This is a genomic window from Streptomyces sp. NPDC000880 (assembly GCF_053599675.1).
Window position 1 is genome coordinate 15,518 of record NZ_JBSFMS010000083.1, and the last position, 17,018, is coordinate 32,535.

Sequence of the window (17,018 nt, forward strand, 5' to 3'; positions counted from 1 at the left end):
GACCGTGGTCGTGTTCGCTGCCCGGCGGCTGCATCAGGCACTCGGCGGTGAGCACACCTGCGAGCACCGACGCTGGGCGACGCCCCTGGGGCGGGAGTTACCCGGTGCCGCACCACCGGTCGAGCACGTGGCGGTAGACCTCCACGGCAGCCTCGACCTTGGAAGCCGAGCACCACTCGTCGACGACGTGGCACTGATCGGGTTCGCCCGGCCCGAGCACAACAGTGGGCGCAGGTGCACCGTCCTCGGACCGCGACAGCAGCCGTGCCAGCACCGAGGCGTCGGTGAAGTACCGGGCGGGCGGCTGCGGCTCGTCGTCCTCGCCGGCGGCGACCAGAGCCTCGCGCACGAAACCGACGAACGGGTCGTGCAGGTCCGTGTCTACGACGGGCAGGACCACGTGGTCGTCGACCCGGACGCCGTCACCGCCCAACTCGGCGACGGCGCCGCGCAGGTCGTCTGCGTCCACGCCGGGGACGGTGCGGACGTCGAGGAGTATCTCCGCGAAGTCGGGCACGACGTTGGGCTGCACGCCGCCGCGCAGCAGACCCACATTCGCGGTCACCAGGCCGAACGTCGGGTGGGACGGCCAGTTGGCATGGTCGTGCAGCGCGACGGCGGCACGGGCCAGCCGCACGACGGCGTTGTCGCCGAGTTGGGGGGCCGACCCGTGCGCGGCGCGGCCCGCGGCGGTCAGACGCATCCAGTGCGCGCCCTTATGACCGGGGACGAGGCGGTTGCCCGTCGGCTCGGCCACGAGCAGCGGACCCCCCGGCGCGAGCGACGACCGCTGAAGGCGGAGGGCCCCGGTGCAGCCGGTCTCTTCCCCCGCGGTCAGGACCAGTTGCAGGCCGCGGCAGTCGTGCGGCCGCGCGGCGTGGTCGGCGACCGCGATGAGGGCGGCGGCCACCCCCGATTTCATATCGCTGGTGCCGCGCCCGACCACGCGGTCGCCGTCCCGCTCGGCGGCCCACGGATCCACTGTCCACTGCGTGCGGTCGGCCGGAACCGTGTCAAGGTGACCGGTCACCGTGAGCGGTGCGGAGCCCGAGCCGGTACGGGCGACGAGCTGCTCGCGCCCCTCCTCCCAGCCGGGCGTGGACACCTCGAAGCCGTTGTCGCGCAACAGGTCGGCGCACAGCGCTGCCAGTGCCCCCTCACCGGACGCCACCGTCTGCCGCCGCACCAGCTCGGTGAGGAGGTCGAGGACGGCGGTCACCGGAGCGGCTCGTGCGCGGTCTCGCGCAGCGTGAGGATCGTGAGGAAGGCGATGACCGCCCCGGCGGTGACGTACACGAAGAACAGGCTGGAGCGGCCGGCGTTCGCGAGGGAGGTGATCACCAGTGGCGCCGTTCCGCCGAATATCGCGACCGTGATGTTGTACCAGGCGCCGATGCCCACGCCGCGCAACTCGGTCGGGAACAGCTCGCTCATGATGGCCGGCGCGATGGACGCCATCAGGGCGTACAGGCCGAGGCCCGTGCAGAAGACCACAAGCAACTGCGGGAGCCCGGCACCTGGGGTGATGAGCTTGGACAGCGGGATGACGAGGCAGGCGAGCGCCGCTGACCAGACCAACAGCTGCGGCTTGCGGCCGAACCGGTCCGACAGCTTGCCGAACGGGTATTGCAGCACGATGAAGAGCGCCGTTCCGGCCGAGAGCGCGATGAACACGTCGTTGTCGTCCGCTCCCTGGGACTTGACGGCGTACGGCGTGAGCGCGCTGAAGAACGTGTAGTAGTTCAGCGTGTTCAGCAGCGTGATGCCGACCAGCTGTCCCACCGCCTTGGGGTGCTCCTTGATCGTGGTGAGCAGGGGCCGCTTCGTGCGCACGGCCTTGTCCTTGTTCTGCTCGAACTGCTCGGTCTCCGACAGGTTGCGCCGCAGGTACACGCCGACGACCGCGAGAAGGCCCCCCACGATGAACGGGATGCGCCAGCCGTAGGAGCGCAACTGGTCGCCGGTGAGCGTGCTCGAGAGGAATACCCCCAACAGCGAGGCGAGCAGCAGCGCCGAGCCGGTCGAGGTGTAGAAGAAGGCCGAGTACCGGCCGCGACGGCCCTGGGGGGCGATCTCGGCCAGGTATGCGGAGGCGTTGGAGACCTCACCGCCGAGCGACAAGCCCTGGGAGACGCGGGCCAGCAGGAGCAGGATCGGCGCCAGCCAGCCGACCTGCTCGTAGGTGGGCAGCAGGCCGATCGCCAGCGAGCCGCCCGCCATCAGCACGATGGTCAGGATCATGGCCGCCTTGCGACCGCGGACGTCGGCGAAGCGGCCCAGCAGCCATCCACCGATCGGGCGGAAGAAGAAGGCGACCGCGTACGTCGCGGTGGTGTTCACCAGCGCGAGCCCAGGGTTGTCGGAGGGAAAGAACTGCGTTGCGAAGTAGATGAGGAACGTCGCGTAGACGGTCCAGTCGTACCACTCGATCGCGTTGCCGATACTGGCCGCGACGAGGGTCTTGACCGGCAACTTGTGAGGGTTCGAGTCGGTGGTTTTCCCCGCCTCGTCCTGCCTGGTATCGCTCACTGGTGCTCCGTGTCGAAGGGGCGCCCCGGGTAACTGGACGACTGGCGCCCGCAATTTAGCAGCGTAAGCGCTTTCCGGCCAGGTCTCAGTGTCCTCTGCTGCCACACGGCCTCGATGTCCCAGGGCGCATCCGATGGTGCGGCGGGTCTTGCACACCGTGCCGATCGACGCGTGTGGTTCAGGAAGCGGACGGCCTCTCCTCACCAGATGATCGTCACTCTGCCATCGTTCGTCCATCACGGGCGGCTTCAGTGTCGACGTTGCCCGCCGCGTTCGGGGCAACGTCGACCTGAACAGAGGAGCTGTTCGTGACAACCAGCAGAACGAAGACGGCGATCGCGGTCATGACCGCCGTCTTCGCAGCCATGATGCCTGTCACCGCGGCTGCGGACAGCGAGAATGGCGGCTCCGCCCCGCGCAGCAACGACGCGTTCTCCTTCGGCCTCATCGCCGACATCCAGTACTGGAACGGCCCCGGGAACGGAACGCGGTACTACGCCGACTCGCCTGCCAAGCTGACCGAAGCAGCCAAGACGATCAACGGCGCGGGTGTCGACTTCAGTGTCCAGGTCGGTGACATCATCGACCGCGACGCCCGCAGCTTCGACGAAATCCTGCCGGTATGGGAGCAGTTCGAGGGACCGAGGTACAACGTCCTCGGCAACCACGACTTCCCGGGCATGTACAGCGACGAGGTGGTCGCCAAGCTCGGCATGTCCAACGAGTACTACGACTGGACGCACCAGAACTGGCGATTCGTCGTGCTGGACACCACCGACATCTCGCTGTTCGCCAACGCTCCCGGCAGCGCGGACTACAAGAAGGCCGAGAAGACGCTCGCCGAGCTCCAGAAACAGGGAGCCGTCAACGCGCAGTCCTGGAACGGCGGCGTCGGCAAGCGGCAGCTGGGCTGGCTTGCCGACGTCCTCGATGACGCCGAGGCCAAGGACCAGCGGGTCATCGTGTTCGGGCACAATCCGGTCAACGGCGAGAACGCCCACAACGCCTGGGACGCCCCCGCCGTTCGCAAGGTGCTGGAGTCGCACGACAACGTAGCCGCCTACTTCAACGGCCACGACCACGCCGGTCGGTACGCCTTCGAGAACGGCATCCACTACGTGAACCTCAAGGGCATGGTGGAGAACCCCTTGCCGGCCAACGCCTATTCGGTCGTCACCGTGCGGAACGACGAGATACGGATCGACGGCTACGGCAATGAGCCGGACCGGGTCCTCACGGTGGACTGAGCCCCGTTCGATCACAACCCGCCACTGGTGGGAACGCGACCGGTGTTCCCACCAGTGGCATCAATCCAGTAGTGCTTGCTGGTGTGTATCAGTCGATCTCTCCAGCTGGGCAGCGCGGTCGGAGGAGCGAAGACACCGGCAGAGAAGGCCGCTGGTTACCGACAGGCTGCGATGTTGCCACCGTCGACACGCGGCGTGGCTCGCTGACGCAGTCCGTGGAGGCCTGCCGACGTGGACCACCGCTGCAGCTCTCCCGCTCGGGAGCGTGGCCTCGGGGGCGTCGGCGGCGACCGGGACACCTTCGGGCTCCCAGCCGGGCTGAGGCGGCGGCTGAACGCGGTCGCCGAGACGCTGTCGGCGAGCTCGGCCGGGCCGCGGGCGCCGCTGAAGGCCAGTGCCTTCTCCAGCGTCCCCACCAGAGTCGGTGGTATTGCCCCGCCGTCGCCGTGCACGAGCCTCGGCACTTTGCCAGACTTGCCGCGCCGCCCGTACCTCGAAAGCGGCAAGGACAGGTTCGCCCCCGCGAATGCCGTGTCCTTCAGTGGCAGGTGTGGTCTTTGCGAGTGACAATCGCCGAGGCAGGCCGGTAGCTGATGCCCTGACGTGGAGCCATCCATGACCACACCGCGGGACCTATTGATCGTTGCCATGGACACGGAGTCCAGTCGCCCTGTGGAGCGAGGCGATCTGTCGCTCGCGCTCGCGGGAGCCGAGGTTATCGACCTCCTGGGTGCCCAGGCCATCAGACTCGACGGTGATCACATCGTGCCGAGCCACCGGGGAGCAATAGCTGATCGCCTGTTGGATGAGGCCGCGTCGTCGCTTGCCCCACAAGCACCGTACGAGTCGCTCGGCGACTGGCTGTGGCGCAGAGGCCGCGGCCTGTCCACGGCCTATCTGGCCGCCCTTGAGGCGGAGGGGCAGCTCACTCGGCAACGCCGACGCTGGATGCTCTTCCGGACCAGTCGGATGGTGCTGGTCGATTCGCCCGCTCGCCGCCTGGCGGCGAACCGCTGGGCATCTGATGAGCCCATCCTCGCCGCCCTTGCGGCGGCTGTCGGGATCCGCGACAAGCCGTCCGGAGACTCTGCCCCGGGCGTGGCCGACGACGCGGTGGCGACAGTGCTCGCCGCCGTCAATGACGGGTTGAGGGAACTGGCGGTCGAACGGCAACGGCGAGCCCTCGACGAGGCGGCCGCGGACAACATTCGGCGAGGCGAATGACGACCGAAACGTCAGTTCCCAGCCGGACCGGGGCGTCCGGCCGCGGTCATCCGAGAGGCACCAGGCGTGTTTCCGGTCCTCAGTCGTCGTAGGCGTGATCCGCACAGCATGGGGTCGGGTTCGGGACCTCGAACGGGATCAGGGTGCCACCCGCCGCAGGCATCACCGTCAGCACAAGCCGTCCCCCACGCCACTCGGGCCGCACATGGTCGCGAGTGACGATCTGCTGCCCGGCGTCGAGGGGGCCGGGCGCTCCCAGCGCGGTGACCTCGTCGATCGCCGAAGCGGACAAGGCGGCGACGGCCACCGTGCCGGTGAGCGCCGGCGAGCCGGGGAAGACCACCACCCGGCCCGCCGAGCGGGCCGTGGGCTCGGCGGCGGCCTGTGCGGCTCCCGCCGCGAGCCCCGCGGGACCCGAGCGCCGGTCGCCCAGCGCCGCGCCCGCCTCCTGTGCGGCGAGGTGCCGCCAGGCGTCGTCGGCGGCAGTCCCGGCGGGCACCGCGAAGGAGAGCGCGATGTGCGGACGCCCGTCGCGGATCAGATGCGTACAGGCGAACACCGTCACGGGCGGGGCGAGCTCCCGCGCCAGGTGATCAGCGTCGCGCAGGCCGGTGCAGCCCGTGTCGACGCCGATCACCGTCAGGCCTGTGGTCATGCGGGCAGGACCCAGATGGGGTTGGAGTAGAACCACAGGTCGTTCCACGGGTCCGCGGCACCGACCACGTCGAGCGCCGGGCCGACGGGGTCGACCGAGGCACCGCCCGCGCCGACGGCGGAGCGCTTGCCGTCGGTCCCGCGCAGCCGGACGTACAGGGGGCCGTCGACCCGGCCGAGGCGATAGGTGAAGCGGACCGTGCCCGTCGACTTGTTCACCTCGAAAGACCGGACGACCTTCGCGGTCGGTGCGGTGAAGGTGTCCTTGTCGGCGACCGGGCCGGTGACCTCGCCCTGGACGACGTCGACCCGGGCCAACTGCGGGACGAACTGCGCCCAGTTGGAACCGTTCGCGAGCGCGATCTCGATGCTCAACTCGACCTCGGTGCCGCGCTTGACGTGCAGCGCGCCGCCCAGGGTCGCCCAGCGCCCGGCGCCCTTGACCCGCGCGTCGAGACCACTGATCAGGCCTCCGTGGTCGACCCAGACCCGGCCTGCCCGCAGACCGTCCATGATGGCGGCGTGCGAGAATCCGTCGGCGCCCACGTGCGTACGGCTGTACTGGCCGGGCCAGTAGTCGCCCTGGGTCAGGTCGGTCCCGCCGGAGTAGACGGGGTCGGTGTGCCGGCCGTTGGTGGTGAAGTCGCTGTCGGGACCGCCGCGCTTGGAGGTGTCGGCGTAGACCTGGTGCGAGTCGGAGTTGGCCGTGATCCACCAGGGCTTGCCCTCGGCGAGGAGGCTGTCCCACAGTCCGCCGACCGTGGAGGTCATCCAGTCGAAGCCGCCCCAGGTGCGGTAGCTCTCCAGCGGGAAGCCGGCGAACGAGTTGGCACTCGGGCTGTTGTCGTAGAAACCACGGTTCCGGCCACTGCCCGGGGCGGGGAGGCCGGCGGCCTGATGGCCCGGCGCGCCCTCCATGCCCACCGCGATCTGGCGGGGACGGCCCGTCGCGTCGCGCCAGCCGCGGATCTCGTGCGGCGAGTCAACGCCCCGGCGGGCCGGGTGGTTGGCGAACATCAGCGCGTCCTTGACCTTGCGGCGCTGCACCTGCTCCGCGAGGAACTGCAGACCAGAGATCGCCAGCGCCTCGTTGGCGGGGCTGCTGTCGCCGGCGTTGTGCAGACTGCCGTCGAAGGAGGTCTCGAACTCCTTCAGCACGGAGACCTCGTTAGGTCCGGGGTGGACGAAGACCGTGCCGTGCTCGGCGGCCGGGATGTTCCACTCCAGGCCCTGGAAGATCAGAGTGTCGGGGAACTCCTCGCGGGCGTGCTGGATGTCCGGGTTGACCTTGTCCACACCGATCTTGGCGTGGGTCTCACTGCCGTGGTCGGTGATGACCAGCCAGTCCATGCCGTGCCGCGTGCCCTGCTTCACCTGGTCGATGACGCGGTACTTGCCGTCGCTGCTGTACTGGGTGTGGATGTGGTGGTCACCGGCGAGCCACAGGAAGCCGGCACTCCTGCTGCTCGCACGGCCCTCGCTCCCCCGACTGTCGGCCGCGGCGGCCGTCGCTCCGCCCAGCACGTTCGCACCGGCTATCCCGGCTCCCAGCAGACCCGCGCGACGCAGCATCGAGCGGCGCGAGTGCTGCTCGGGTGTGAGCTCGCTGTCGGGCACGGAGGTGTCGAGCGCGGGAGGCAGCGACCCGGCCTCCGCTCCGTGCTGGTGCTGCGGATGATCGTGTCCGTGACCGTGGCCCATCTCAGCTCCTGCGTCCTCATACCGATGGTGCGGGACGAGAATCGCCGAAGTAGATGAACGCAGAACAGGCAAGGGGTAGAGACACGGGGGCGGACAGCGGACGGAACGGTTGGTTCAACTTCCGGGCCCACCCGCGTACTTCGGCTCTGACGGGCCGGGGAGCGCTGTCGGCGTGTGCGGTGCCGTACATGGACAAGGCGGCGCCGGCGAGGGCAACGGCCGTCAATACCGTTGCGTCATGGCCGCCCGGGCGGCGTAGAACTCGTGGGTGCCATGGGATGCCTCCCCGATCAGTACGAAGTGCGCGTCGCCCACGAGCTTCAGCAGCGCATCGTCCTGCGGCACGCCGTCCTGCACGGGTACGGCCTCGGAGCGTACGGCCACCGCATCCGTCACTTCTTCCGCACCCGGCACGGCGGGAGCCGCCTTCGGGGCGGCGCGAAGGAGGTCGCGGACCTCTTCGTCTAATCCGGTTGTTCTCCCATCCCGTCCGGGGACTGGGCACGGTGTGGCGGGCTGCAGAGCAGCTCAGACGCGGGCCACGGGCCGATGACGTACATGCCCTGCTCCTTCCAGCATGTACCCCGGCGCCGACGCTGCAGGGGGTGGGGAGAACGATGACACCCGCCGGGAGCTTGTGCTGCCGACAGCTGCTCCCAGCGGCTTCAGTGGGCTGCAGACATCGCTCCATGGACGCTCTCCGCCCTAGCCCCGCATCTCCCGGACGATGAGCCCTGTCGGCGGCGCTCACGTCGTGGTTCTGGATCACTCTCATGCCGGGGCCACGGAGAGTCACCTCTCCCCTCGTGCTGAACGAAGGCACCGCCGTTCCGTACTCGAACTGCCCGGACGTGCGATCCGCCCGCCGGCGCCGTTGGCAAGAAACAGGCGCTGAGTGACCGGTCACCACATGACACGGCCACGTATTGGCGAGGGCGGCCAGAGACCGGCGCAAAACTCCACACCTGGTTCGATCGTCGACCACGCCACAACTCCCGCGGCAGGAAGGGCTGCTGACCTGATCGCACGTCAAGTCTGATGCGCCGTGCCGCGACCCCGTACCCGCGTCCCATCAGCGTCAAGACCGTCTCGCCGATGCTGCCAGGTCACCAGCGGGTGCCCCGCCTACAACGCCGATGCCGCCCGCCAGTTCACCCTCACCCGCGTTCGCTTCCCGCACGGGCGACCCTGGTGATTGAACTGAAGCCGCCTGCAAACCGTACTGATAACGGCGGCTCCGACCTCCCAGGCCTGGTCCGCCGTGCCACCACCGGGCTTCGCACGGAAGGACCTTCGGGTTGTCGCTCTTCACCCGCTCTCGTCAACTGCCCAATAGGGAAAAGGCAACCACGCAGGAGAGCCTGACGCCGGACGGACCCCCGGGGCGCACGCCAAACGACACCGCCGCGGGTCAGGACACCGCCTCAGCGGGTCAGGACACCGCCGCACATGACGCCGCCGACGACCGTCCCGACGTCGCCGGTGGCGCTCCCGGCGACGACGTCGCAGCCCATGAGGCCGGCAGCCGCCCGGACGCCAACGTCGCAGGCGGCGGCCGGCTGGGCAAGCACCCGGCCGCAGCACGGGCCGTGGCCCGGGCGACCACTGCCCTGGCCGCCGTGCTTGTGCTCTTCGCTCTCCTCCTGCCGAACGAGCTCACCCGCCTCACGCCCAGCACCTTCGCGCGCATCCCGGTGGAGGGGATCTTCGGCGCCGCCGTGCTGCTCGTCCTGCCCCCGAAGGCGAGAAAGGTGGTGGCAGCGCTCGCCGGGGTGGTCCTCGGCCTGCTGACCATCCTGAACTTCCTCGACATGGGCTTCTACTCGGTTTTCGACCGGCCGTTCGACCTGAGGCTCGACTGGATCCTGTTCGACGACGCCGAGGCGTTCCTCAGGGACTCGGTCGGTCAGGCCGGCGCGATCGGTGCCGTGGTCGGGGTCGTGGTCCTTGCCCTCGCCTTGCTCGTCCTCATGACGCTGGCGGTTGTCCGGTTGAGCCAACTCATGGTCCGGCTCAGCGCCGCTGCGACCCGTACGATCCTGGTACTCGGGACCGCCTGGATCACCTGCACGGCGCTCGGCGTGCAGATCGCCGGCGCACCGCTCGCTTCCAGAAGCACAGCCGAGCTGGTCCACGAGCGTGCGCACCAGGTGCGTGCGGGTCTGAATGACGAGCGGGCGTTCGCCAAGGCGGCCGCCGACGACGGCTTCCGCGACACCCCGGCCGACCAGCTGCTGACCGGACTGCGCGGCAAGGACGTCATCTTCGCCTTCATCGAGAGCTACGGCCGCAGCGCGGTCCAGGACCCACAGATGGCCCCGCATGTCGGCGCGGTGCTCGCGGACGGGACCAGCCGGCTGCGCGCGGCCGGGTTCTCCTCCCAAAGCGCCTTCCTCGCCTCGCCGACGGTGGGCGGCGGCAGCTGGCTGGCCCACTCCACCTTCATGTCCGGCCTGTGGATCAAGAACCAGCAGCGCTACGAGAGCGTCACCTCAAGCGACCGCCTGGCCCTCACCGGCGCCTTCCAGCGCGCAGGCGCCTGGCGGACGGTCGGCATCATGCCGGGCGTCACCCGGTCCTGGCCGGAGGGGCAGTTCTACGGCCTCGACAGCATCTACGACTCCCGGTACCTCGGGTACAAGGGCCCGAACTTCAGCTGGGCACCCGTACCCGACCAGTACAGCCTGTCCGCCTTCGAACGCCTGGAGCACGGCAAGCCGGGCCGCGATCCGTTGATGGCGGAGATCATCCTCGTCTCCAGCCACAACCCCTGGGCACCCATCCCCAAGATGATCGGCTGGGACGAGGTGGGTGATGGCTCGGTCTACGAAGCCATCAACAAGGCGGGCAAGGACCCCAAGGAGGTGTGGAAGGACCCCATCCAGGTGCGCACCGAGTACCGGCGTTCCATCGAGTACTCCCTGAGCAGCCTCATCTCCTACGTGGAGAAGTACGGCGACGACAACACCGTGCTCGTCTTCCTCGGCGACCACCAGCCCGCCCCGATCGTCACCGGGGACAAGGCCGGCCGGGACGTACCGATCGCGATCCTCGCCCACGATCCGGCCGTCATGGACCGGATTTCCGGCTGGGGCTGGCAGGACGGTCTGAAGCCCGGCCCGGAGGCCCCGGTCTGGCAGATGGACACCTTCCGCGATCGCTTCCTGACCGCCTACGGCCCGCAGCCCGGCACCACCCCGTCCCTGCCAAGGAGGTGACCGCCGGGGCAACACCGGGGAGCGACGGACGAGTCGACCTGTACGCCGGATCCAGTCGCCGGCCACGGCTGTTGTCGGCAGGAAGTCGACTGGAAGCGCCCGCCACGTGGAGCTCGACGGTTCCCATACCCTCGCCGGATCCTGTCTTTCGCGCGCACCCCAGCGGCCATCGCAACCGGAGGCGCCCGCTCGGCATCGCCCCGTGAGCTCCCTGCGCCGTTTTCCCCCTCCTCCGACGACGCGGGCGTGGTCTCCGCCCTGGTCAGTTGCCCAGTCACGTCGCCTCGCATGCGGCTGACTCTTGATCGTCATACGATGACGTCTTGGGGGAATCGGGCAAGCGACGGCCGGTCCTGAGCCGGTCAGGAAGCGGGCTCCCATGGCTGAGCGGCTTAAGAGATCAGGGCTGGTCGGCGAGCTTTCAGCCGAATTCGCCGGCACCATGATTCTCATCCTCTTCGGTTGCGGTGTGGTGGCTCAAGTGGTCGCCGGCGGAGCCCTCACGGATCCCCCGGGCGGCCTCGGAGACCACGACAGCATCGCCTGGGCATGGGGCCTGGGCGTCACCCTCGGCGTATACGTGGCGGCGCGTGTGAGTGGTGCTCACCTCAATCCCGCGGTGACCGTGGCCCTGGCTGCGTTCAAGGGTTTTCCGTGGAGCAAGGTGGCTCCCTACGCGCTGGCCCAGACGGCCGGCGCCTTCGTAGCAGCCCTCTTGGTGCGCTGGAACTACACCGAGGCGCTGGCGAAGGCGGACCCCACCCACACCATCAAGACCCAGGGCGTCTTCTCCACGCTGCCCGCCAACGGCAACCCGAATCTGCCGGTCACCGAATGGGGCGCGCTGCGCGACCAGATCATCGGCACCGCGATCCTCCTGCTGATGATCATGGCGATCACAGACTTGCTCAACCAGCCCCCCGGCGCCAACATGGCCCCCTTCATCATCGGCCTGGTCGTCGTGGGGATCGGCATGGCCTGGGGCACCGACGCGGGCTACGCGATCAACCCCGCTCGTGACTTCGGTCCCCGGCTGGCCAGCTTCTTCACCGGGTACGGCGGAGCGTGGCGAGATCAGTACGGGAACTTCTACTTCTGGGTGCCGATCATCGGTCCGCTGATCGGCGGCCTGCTCGGAGCGTTCCTGTACAAGTTCTTCGTCGGCCGGTTCCTGCCGACCGGGGAGCCGGAACCCCCCGGACGCGTCCCGGCACCGGCCCCCAAGGACTGACCGTCTCTGTGTGAGGCCCCAACCCAGTCCATCCCACAGGAGAGGCGGCATGCCATGGCGGACTTCGTCGGCGCAGTGGACCAGGGAACCACCAGCACCCGTTTCATGATCTTCGACCACGCCGGCAACGAAGTGGCGAAGCACCAGCTGGAGCACGCCCAGATACTCCCACGCTCGGGGTGGGTCGAGCACGACCCGGTGGAGATCTGGGAACGCACCAACTCGGTGATCCAGAACGCCCTCCGGCACGGGAACCTGTCCCCGTCCGACCTGGCGGCGATCGGCATCACCAACCAGCGGGAGACAACCGTCGTCTGGGACCCCCGCAACGGCCGTCCCTACTACAACGCCATCGTCTGGCAGGACACCCGCACCGACTCCATTGCGGCCGCCCTGGAACGCTCGGGCAAGGGCGACGTGATCCGCCGCAAGGCGGGCCTGCCACCGGCCACCTACTTCTCGGGCGGCAAGATCAAGTGGATTCTGGAGAACGTCGACGGCGTCCGCGAGGCGGCGGAGCAGGGCCATGCCCTCTTCGGCAACACGGACTGCTGGGTGCTGTGGAACCTCACCGGCGGCCCCGAGGGCGGCATTCACGCCACCGACGTGACCAACGCCAGCCGCACCATGCTGATGAACCTGGAAACCCTCGACTGGGACGACGAGTTGCTGGGGTTCTTCGACATCCCGCGGGCGATGCTGCCCACCATCAACCCGTCCTCCCACCGGGAGGCGTTCGGCGAGACCCGTACCTCCCGGCCGCTGCGCGCCGCCATCCCCATCACCGGGGTGCTCGGCGACCAGCAGGCGGCCACCGTCGGGCAGGTCTGCTACGCGCCCGGCGAAGCCAAGAACACCTATGGCACGGGCAACTTCCTGGTGCTGAACACCGGCACCGAACTGGTCCGCTCGCAGCACGGCCTTCTCACCACCGTGGCGTACCAGTTCGGCGACAGCCCGGCGATCTACGCCCTGGAGGGCTCCATCGCGGTCACCGGGTCCGCGGTGCAATGGCTGCGCGACCAGATGAAGATCATCAATACCGCCGCCGAGAGCGAGACGCTGGCCCGCACGGTCGAGGACAACGGCGGCATGTACTTCGTCCCCGCCTTCTCGGGCCTGTTCGCCCCGTACTGGCGCTCCGACGCCCGCGGCGCGATCGTAGGCCTCGCCCGGTACAACGACAACGGCCACCTGGCGCGCGCCACCCTGGAAGCCATCTGCTACCAGAGCCGCGACGTGGTGGAGGCCATGGAGCAGGACTCCGGCGTCCATCTGGACGTGCTCAAGGTCGACGGCGGTGTGACGGCCAACGACCTGTGCATGCAGATCCAGGCCGATGTCCTCGGCGTACCGGTCAGCCGCCCGGTCGTCGCCGAGACCACCGCGCTCGGTGCCGCCTACGCGGCCGGTCTGGCCACCGGATTCTGGCGGGACACCGACGAACTGCGCACCCACTGGCAGGAGTCAAAGCGCTGGGAGCCCCAGTGGTCCGAGGAGCAGCGCGCGGAAGGCTACGCGGGCTGGAAGAAGGCGGTGGAGCGCACGCTCGACTGGGCCAAGGTCGAATAAGCCGTGGCCGGTGGCGCCCGCGGGACGCCCCCGGCCACGTGGACAGCACACGACCGCAGCACGAGTAGAGGAGACCGATGGTGAATCCAGTGGCTCTCTCGCCCGAGGCACGCGCGGAGGCCCTCGTCGGGTTGGGCGAGGGTGAGCTGGACGTCCTCGTCGTCGGTGGCGGTGTCGTGGGCTCCGGGGCGGCCCTGGATGCCGCCACCCGGGGCCTGCGGGTCGGCCTCGTCGAGGCCCGGGACTGGGCCTCGGGCACTTCCAGCCGCTCCAGCAAGCTGATTCACGGCGGCCTGCGCTACCTCGAGATGCTGGACTTCCGGCTGGTCGCCGAAGCACTCAAGGAGCGGGGACTGCTGCTCCAGCTCCTGGCCCCGCATCTGGTGCGGCCGGTGTCCTTCCTCTACCCGCTTCAACACCGGGTCTGGGAGCGCCCATACGTCGGCGCCGGCGTGCTGCTCTACGACACCATGGCCGCGGCGTCGGGCACCTCCAGCGGCCTGCCCCGCCACCGCCACCTGCTCAAGCGCAAGGCCTTGCGCGAGGCGCCCGCGCTGCGCTCCGACGCCCTGGTCGGCGCGATCCTGTACTGGGACGCCCAGGTGGACGATGCCCGGCACACCATGTTCCTCGCCCGCACGGCAGCCGCCTACGGGGCATTGGCCGCCAATCGAACCCGCGTCAGCCGCTTCCTGCGCCAGGGCGAGCGGGTGGTGGGCGCCGTGGTCACGGACCTGGAGAGCGGCAACGAGACCGAGGTGCTCGCCAAGCAGGTCATCAACGCGACCGGCGTGTGGACGGACGACACCCAGGCCATGGCCGGTACCCGCGGCCAGTTCCACGTCCGCGCGTCCAAGGGCGTGCATCTGCTGGTCCCGCGTGACCGGATCAACTCCCGCACCGGGCTGATCCTGCGCACGGAGAAGAGCGTGCTGTTCGTCATTCCCTGGGGGCGGCACTGGATCATCGGGACGACCGACACCGACTGGACACTGGACAAGGCCCATCCCGCGCTGAGTTCCAAGGACGTCAGCTACCTGCTGGAACACGTCAACCGCGTTCTGGTCACGCCGCTGGCCGCGGAGGACGTCGAGGGCGTCTACGCCGGTCTGCGCCCGCTCCTGTCGGGCGAGGCCGCGGAGACCAGCAAGCTCTCCCGGGAGCACCTGGTCGCGCATCCGGTCCCCGGGCTCGTCGTGGTGGCCGGCGGCAAGTACACGACCTACCGGGTGATGGCCAAGGACTCGGTCGACGAGGCGGCCCGCGGTCTGGACGAGAAGGTGGCCGACTGCGTCACGCAGCGCGTTCCGCTGCTCGGCGCCGACGGCTATCCGGCCCTGTGGAACTCCCGGCACAGCCTCGCCGAGCGCTCCGGGCTGCATGTCGCCCGCATCGAACACCTGCTGAACCGCTACGGCTCACTGGTGCACGAACTGCTCGACATGGTCGCGGCCGACCCCTCGCTCGGCGAGCCGTTGCCGAGCTCCGACGATTATCTGCGCGTCGAAGCCGTCTACGCGGTGACCCATGAGGGAGCCCGCCATCTGGACGATGTGCTCGCCCGGCGTACCCGGATCTCCATCGAGTCCTGGGACAGGGGCGTGGACGCGGCGCGCACCGTCGCCGAACTGATGGCGCCTCACCTCGGGTGGGACCGGGCGCAGCAGGACCGCGAAGTCGACCACTACCTGAAGCGGGTGGCGGCCGAACGCGAGGCCCAGCAACAGCCGGACGACCAGACCGCCGACGCGGTACGGCTCGGCGCCCCCGACATCATCCCGGTGCGCTGAGCGGGGGCGAAAGCCAAGAGCCCACCGCGATGGTGGCCTCGCGATGGTCGACAAGGTCGGCTTCTCGGTCCTGCTGGTTGGTCACCCGGTTCGTCGAGTTTGGGAGTGCCGGCAGCCGACAGGATCTTCAGGTCGCGGTAGAGGCTTTCCTGCGGGGTGGCCAGGTCGACGCCCGGCAACTCCCGCCGGACGGCGGGGATTCATGAGCCGCGTGGCCTTGCTCATCGGCATGGACGCCTACGCCGATCCGCAGTTCCCACCGCTGACTGCGCCACGGGGAGATGTAGAACGACTCGCTGCACTGCTGCGTGATCCTGCCGTCGGCTTCTTCGATTCGGTCGAGCTCATGTACAACAGGCCGGCACATGAGGTTCTGTCGGCCGTCGAAAAACACACCAGCGGCAGAACCTCCGACGACTTTGTTCTGCTGTACCTGTCGTGCCACGGCGAAGTGGACCTACATTCGCGATTGCATTTTGCGGCCACCAACTCACGCCCTGATCGGCTGGCGAGCACCGCGGTCTCGGCCCGGTTCATCAATGACCAGTTGAGCTACTGCCTTGCCGGCTCACGGGTGCTGCTCCTGGACTGCTGCTTCAGCGGTCGCTTCGGTGAAGGCTTCGCCTCCAAGGCAACGACCGACCCTCTCAAACAAGTCAGCGGCCGCGGCTATGTCGTTCTCACCGCGGCAGACGAATTCAGTGTCGCGTACGAGGAGCAGACCGCGGCGCGCTCGGTGTTCACCGACGTGATCGTCGAAGGATTACGAACCGGCAAGGCCGACTGTGACGCGGACGGCCTGATCTCGACCGCCGACCTTTTCAGCTACGTCGCGCCACAGGTACAGGGCCGAGCCACCCAGAAGCCGCAATATCTGGCGTGGGGAGTCGACGGCAAAGTCGTCCTCGCTCGTGCTGCCTCGAAGCCGTCACCCCAAAGCTCGCCAGTCGCTGCCAAGTCCGTCTCCTCGCAGGGCAGTCCCGGCAGTCACCGACACGAGCTGATGTGGTCGGACTGGGTTCAGAGGGTCGCACGGGCTCTGGCCGACATTGCAGCGCCCATTGGTTTCGCCCCGCTGGGTTGCGCAGGAACCGCACCGTCGTGAGCACGCATCTGGGGCAGTCGGCTGCTCAGTCCACCGGCCCGGGCGAATGAGGTCGGCGAGCCACCGCCAGGGCTTGTCCGGCCGACCATGTAACGTCGCTTTGTGGAGTGATGCATGACACGCTGAAGCATTGCAGCACGCCTCAGGCCGCTTTCCGCCGGTTAGAGTTCGACACCTAACGGCAACTCGCGTGGAACCGGCGAATGAGAGGGAAGATCATGCCGCTCTATCTGACGAGGTTCAGCTACACGCCGGAGACCTGGGCCAGGCTGATTGGCAACCCCGAGGACCGCGGAAGGGCCGCTCAATCGTATATCGAGTCGGTCGGTGGGAAGCTCCATGGGTTCTGGTACGCCTTTGGCAGACACGACGGATACACCCTATGGGAAGCCCCCGATAACGTTTCCATGGCCGCAGTTGCACTGGCGATTACTGGAGGCCGTGCGCTCAGTTCATTGGAAACGACAGTCCTCCTGACCGTTGACGAAACGATGGACGCATTGCGCAAAGCCGAGGAAGTCCAGTACCGAGCGCCTGGCGCGTAGCGACTCGCGCCGTGGTCAGCGCGCCGGCTTGACCTTAGCCTCGATCCACCGGTCAGCCCGTGTCCCGTGGATAAAGAATCGAAGAGAGGTGCCTGCTGACCTGCGATGATGGGAGTTACCACACCACCATCACGCACAATCAGCAAGGCACCTCGTAGATGCAAGTTTCCCACACCCCGGCGGCGGTCTCCGCTGCGTTCGA

The 17,018-nt window shown here is 68.6% G+C and carries 13 protein-coding genes; 8 read left to right on the forward strand and 5 right to left on the reverse strand.

From position 1 onward, the window contains the following. Window positions 1-97 precede the first annotated feature (97 nt). Complete coding sequence (locus tag ACWDO5_RS23950) at window positions 98-1,219, reverse strand: M20 family metallopeptidase (RefSeq protein ID WP_450532390.1); 1,122 nt, start codon at window positions 1,217-1,219, stop codon at window positions 98-100. Beyond that, on the reverse strand, window positions 1,216-2,529 hold the full coding sequence (locus tag ACWDO5_RS23955) for an MFS transporter (RefSeq protein WP_450532391.1): 1,314 nt from the start codon (window positions 2,527-2,529) through the stop codon (window positions 1,216-1,218). Before ACWDO5_RS23955 ends, ACWDO5_RS23950 begins: the two co-directional genes overlap by 4 nt. Before the next feature lie 308 nt (window positions 2,530-2,837). Here ACWDO5_RS23955 and ACWDO5_RS23960 point away from each other — a divergent pair, with 308 nt between their 5' ends. Both ACWDO5_RS23960 and ACWDO5_RS23965 read left to right on the forward strand, forming a co-directional pair. Continuing rightward, window positions 2,838-3,776 (forward strand): metallophosphoesterase, encoded by a 939-nt coding sequence (locus tag ACWDO5_RS23960; protein ID WP_450532392.1) that lies wholly within the window; start codon window positions 2,838-2,840, stop codon window positions 3,774-3,776. A 615-nt stretch (window positions 3,777-4,391) separates the two neighbouring features. Continuing rightward, window positions 4,392-5,000: a GOLPH3/VPS74 family protein gene (locus ACWDO5_RS23965; protein WP_450532393.1), complete on the forward strand. Its 609-nt coding sequence runs from the start codon at window positions 4,392-4,394 to the stop codon at window positions 4,998-5,000. Window positions 5,001-5,079: 79 nt separating this feature from the next. Here the strand turns inward: ACWDO5_RS23965 and ACWDO5_RS23970 are convergent, their stop codons facing one another. The 3 genes from ACWDO5_RS23970 to ACWDO5_RS23980 form a co-directional block, all read right to left on the reverse strand. Continuing rightward, entirely contained in the window at window positions 5,080-5,655 is a 576-nt protein-coding gene (locus ACWDO5_RS23970) for a hypothetical protein (protein ID WP_450532394.1), read from the reverse strand. Next, window positions 5,652-7,355, reverse strand: a complete 1,704-nt coding sequence (locus tag ACWDO5_RS23975; RefSeq protein WP_450532395.1) for a PHP domain-containing protein — start codon at window positions 7,353-7,355, stop codon at window positions 5,652-5,654. The genes ACWDO5_RS23970 and ACWDO5_RS23975 overlap by 4 nt, the downstream gene beginning before the upstream one ends. 222 nt (window positions 7,356-7,577) lie before the next feature. Continuing rightward, complete coding sequence (locus ACWDO5_RS23980; protein WP_450532396.1) at window positions 7,578-7,739, reverse strand: hypothetical protein; 162 nt, start codon at window positions 7,737-7,739, stop codon at window positions 7,578-7,580. A 914-nt stretch (window positions 7,740-8,653) separates the two neighbouring features. On the opposite strand from ACWDO5_RS23980, the gene ACWDO5_RS23985 reads away from it, so the two are divergent. The 6 genes from ACWDO5_RS23985 (at window position 8,654) to ACWDO5_RS24010 (ending at window position 16,816) form a co-directional block, all read left to right on the forward strand. After that, window positions 8,654-10,573 carry a sulfatase gene (locus ACWDO5_RS23985; protein WP_450532397.1) on the forward strand — a complete coding sequence of 640 codons (1,920 nt, stop codon included), beginning with the start codon at window positions 8,654-8,656 and terminating at the stop codon, window positions 10,571-10,573. A 379-nt stretch (window positions 10,574-10,952) separates the two neighbouring features. Next, window positions 10,953-11,804 carry an MIP/aquaporin family protein gene (locus ACWDO5_RS23990; RefSeq protein ID WP_450532398.1) on the forward strand — a complete coding sequence of 284 codons (852 nt, stop codon included), beginning with the start codon at window positions 10,953-10,955 and terminating at the stop codon, window positions 11,802-11,804. A gap of 54 nt (window positions 11,805-11,858) precedes the next feature. Continuing rightward, a complete protein-coding gene (glpK, locus tag ACWDO5_RS23995; protein WP_450532399.1) occupies window positions 11,859-13,376 on the forward strand; it encodes a glycerol kinase GlpK in 1,518 nt (505 codons plus the stop codon). A 77-nt stretch (window positions 13,377-13,453) separates the two neighbouring features. Next, window positions 13,454-15,166 carry a glycerol-3-phosphate dehydrogenase/oxidase gene (locus ACWDO5_RS24000; RefSeq protein WP_450532400.1) on the forward strand — a complete coding sequence of 571 codons (1,713 nt, stop codon included), beginning with the start codon at window positions 13,454-13,456 and terminating at the stop codon, window positions 15,164-15,166. Window positions 15,167-15,368: 202 nt separating this feature from the next. Further along, complete coding sequence (locus tag ACWDO5_RS24005) at window positions 15,369-16,271, forward strand: caspase family protein (protein WP_450532401.1); 903 nt, start codon at window positions 15,369-15,371, stop codon at window positions 16,269-16,271. 218 nt (window positions 16,272-16,489) lie between these two features. Beyond that, window positions 16,490-16,816, forward strand: a complete 327-nt coding sequence (locus tag ACWDO5_RS24010; RefSeq protein WP_450532403.1) for a GYD domain-containing protein — start codon at window positions 16,490-16,492, stop codon at window positions 16,814-16,816. The last annotated feature ends 202 nt before the right edge of the window (window positions 16,817-17,018 follow it).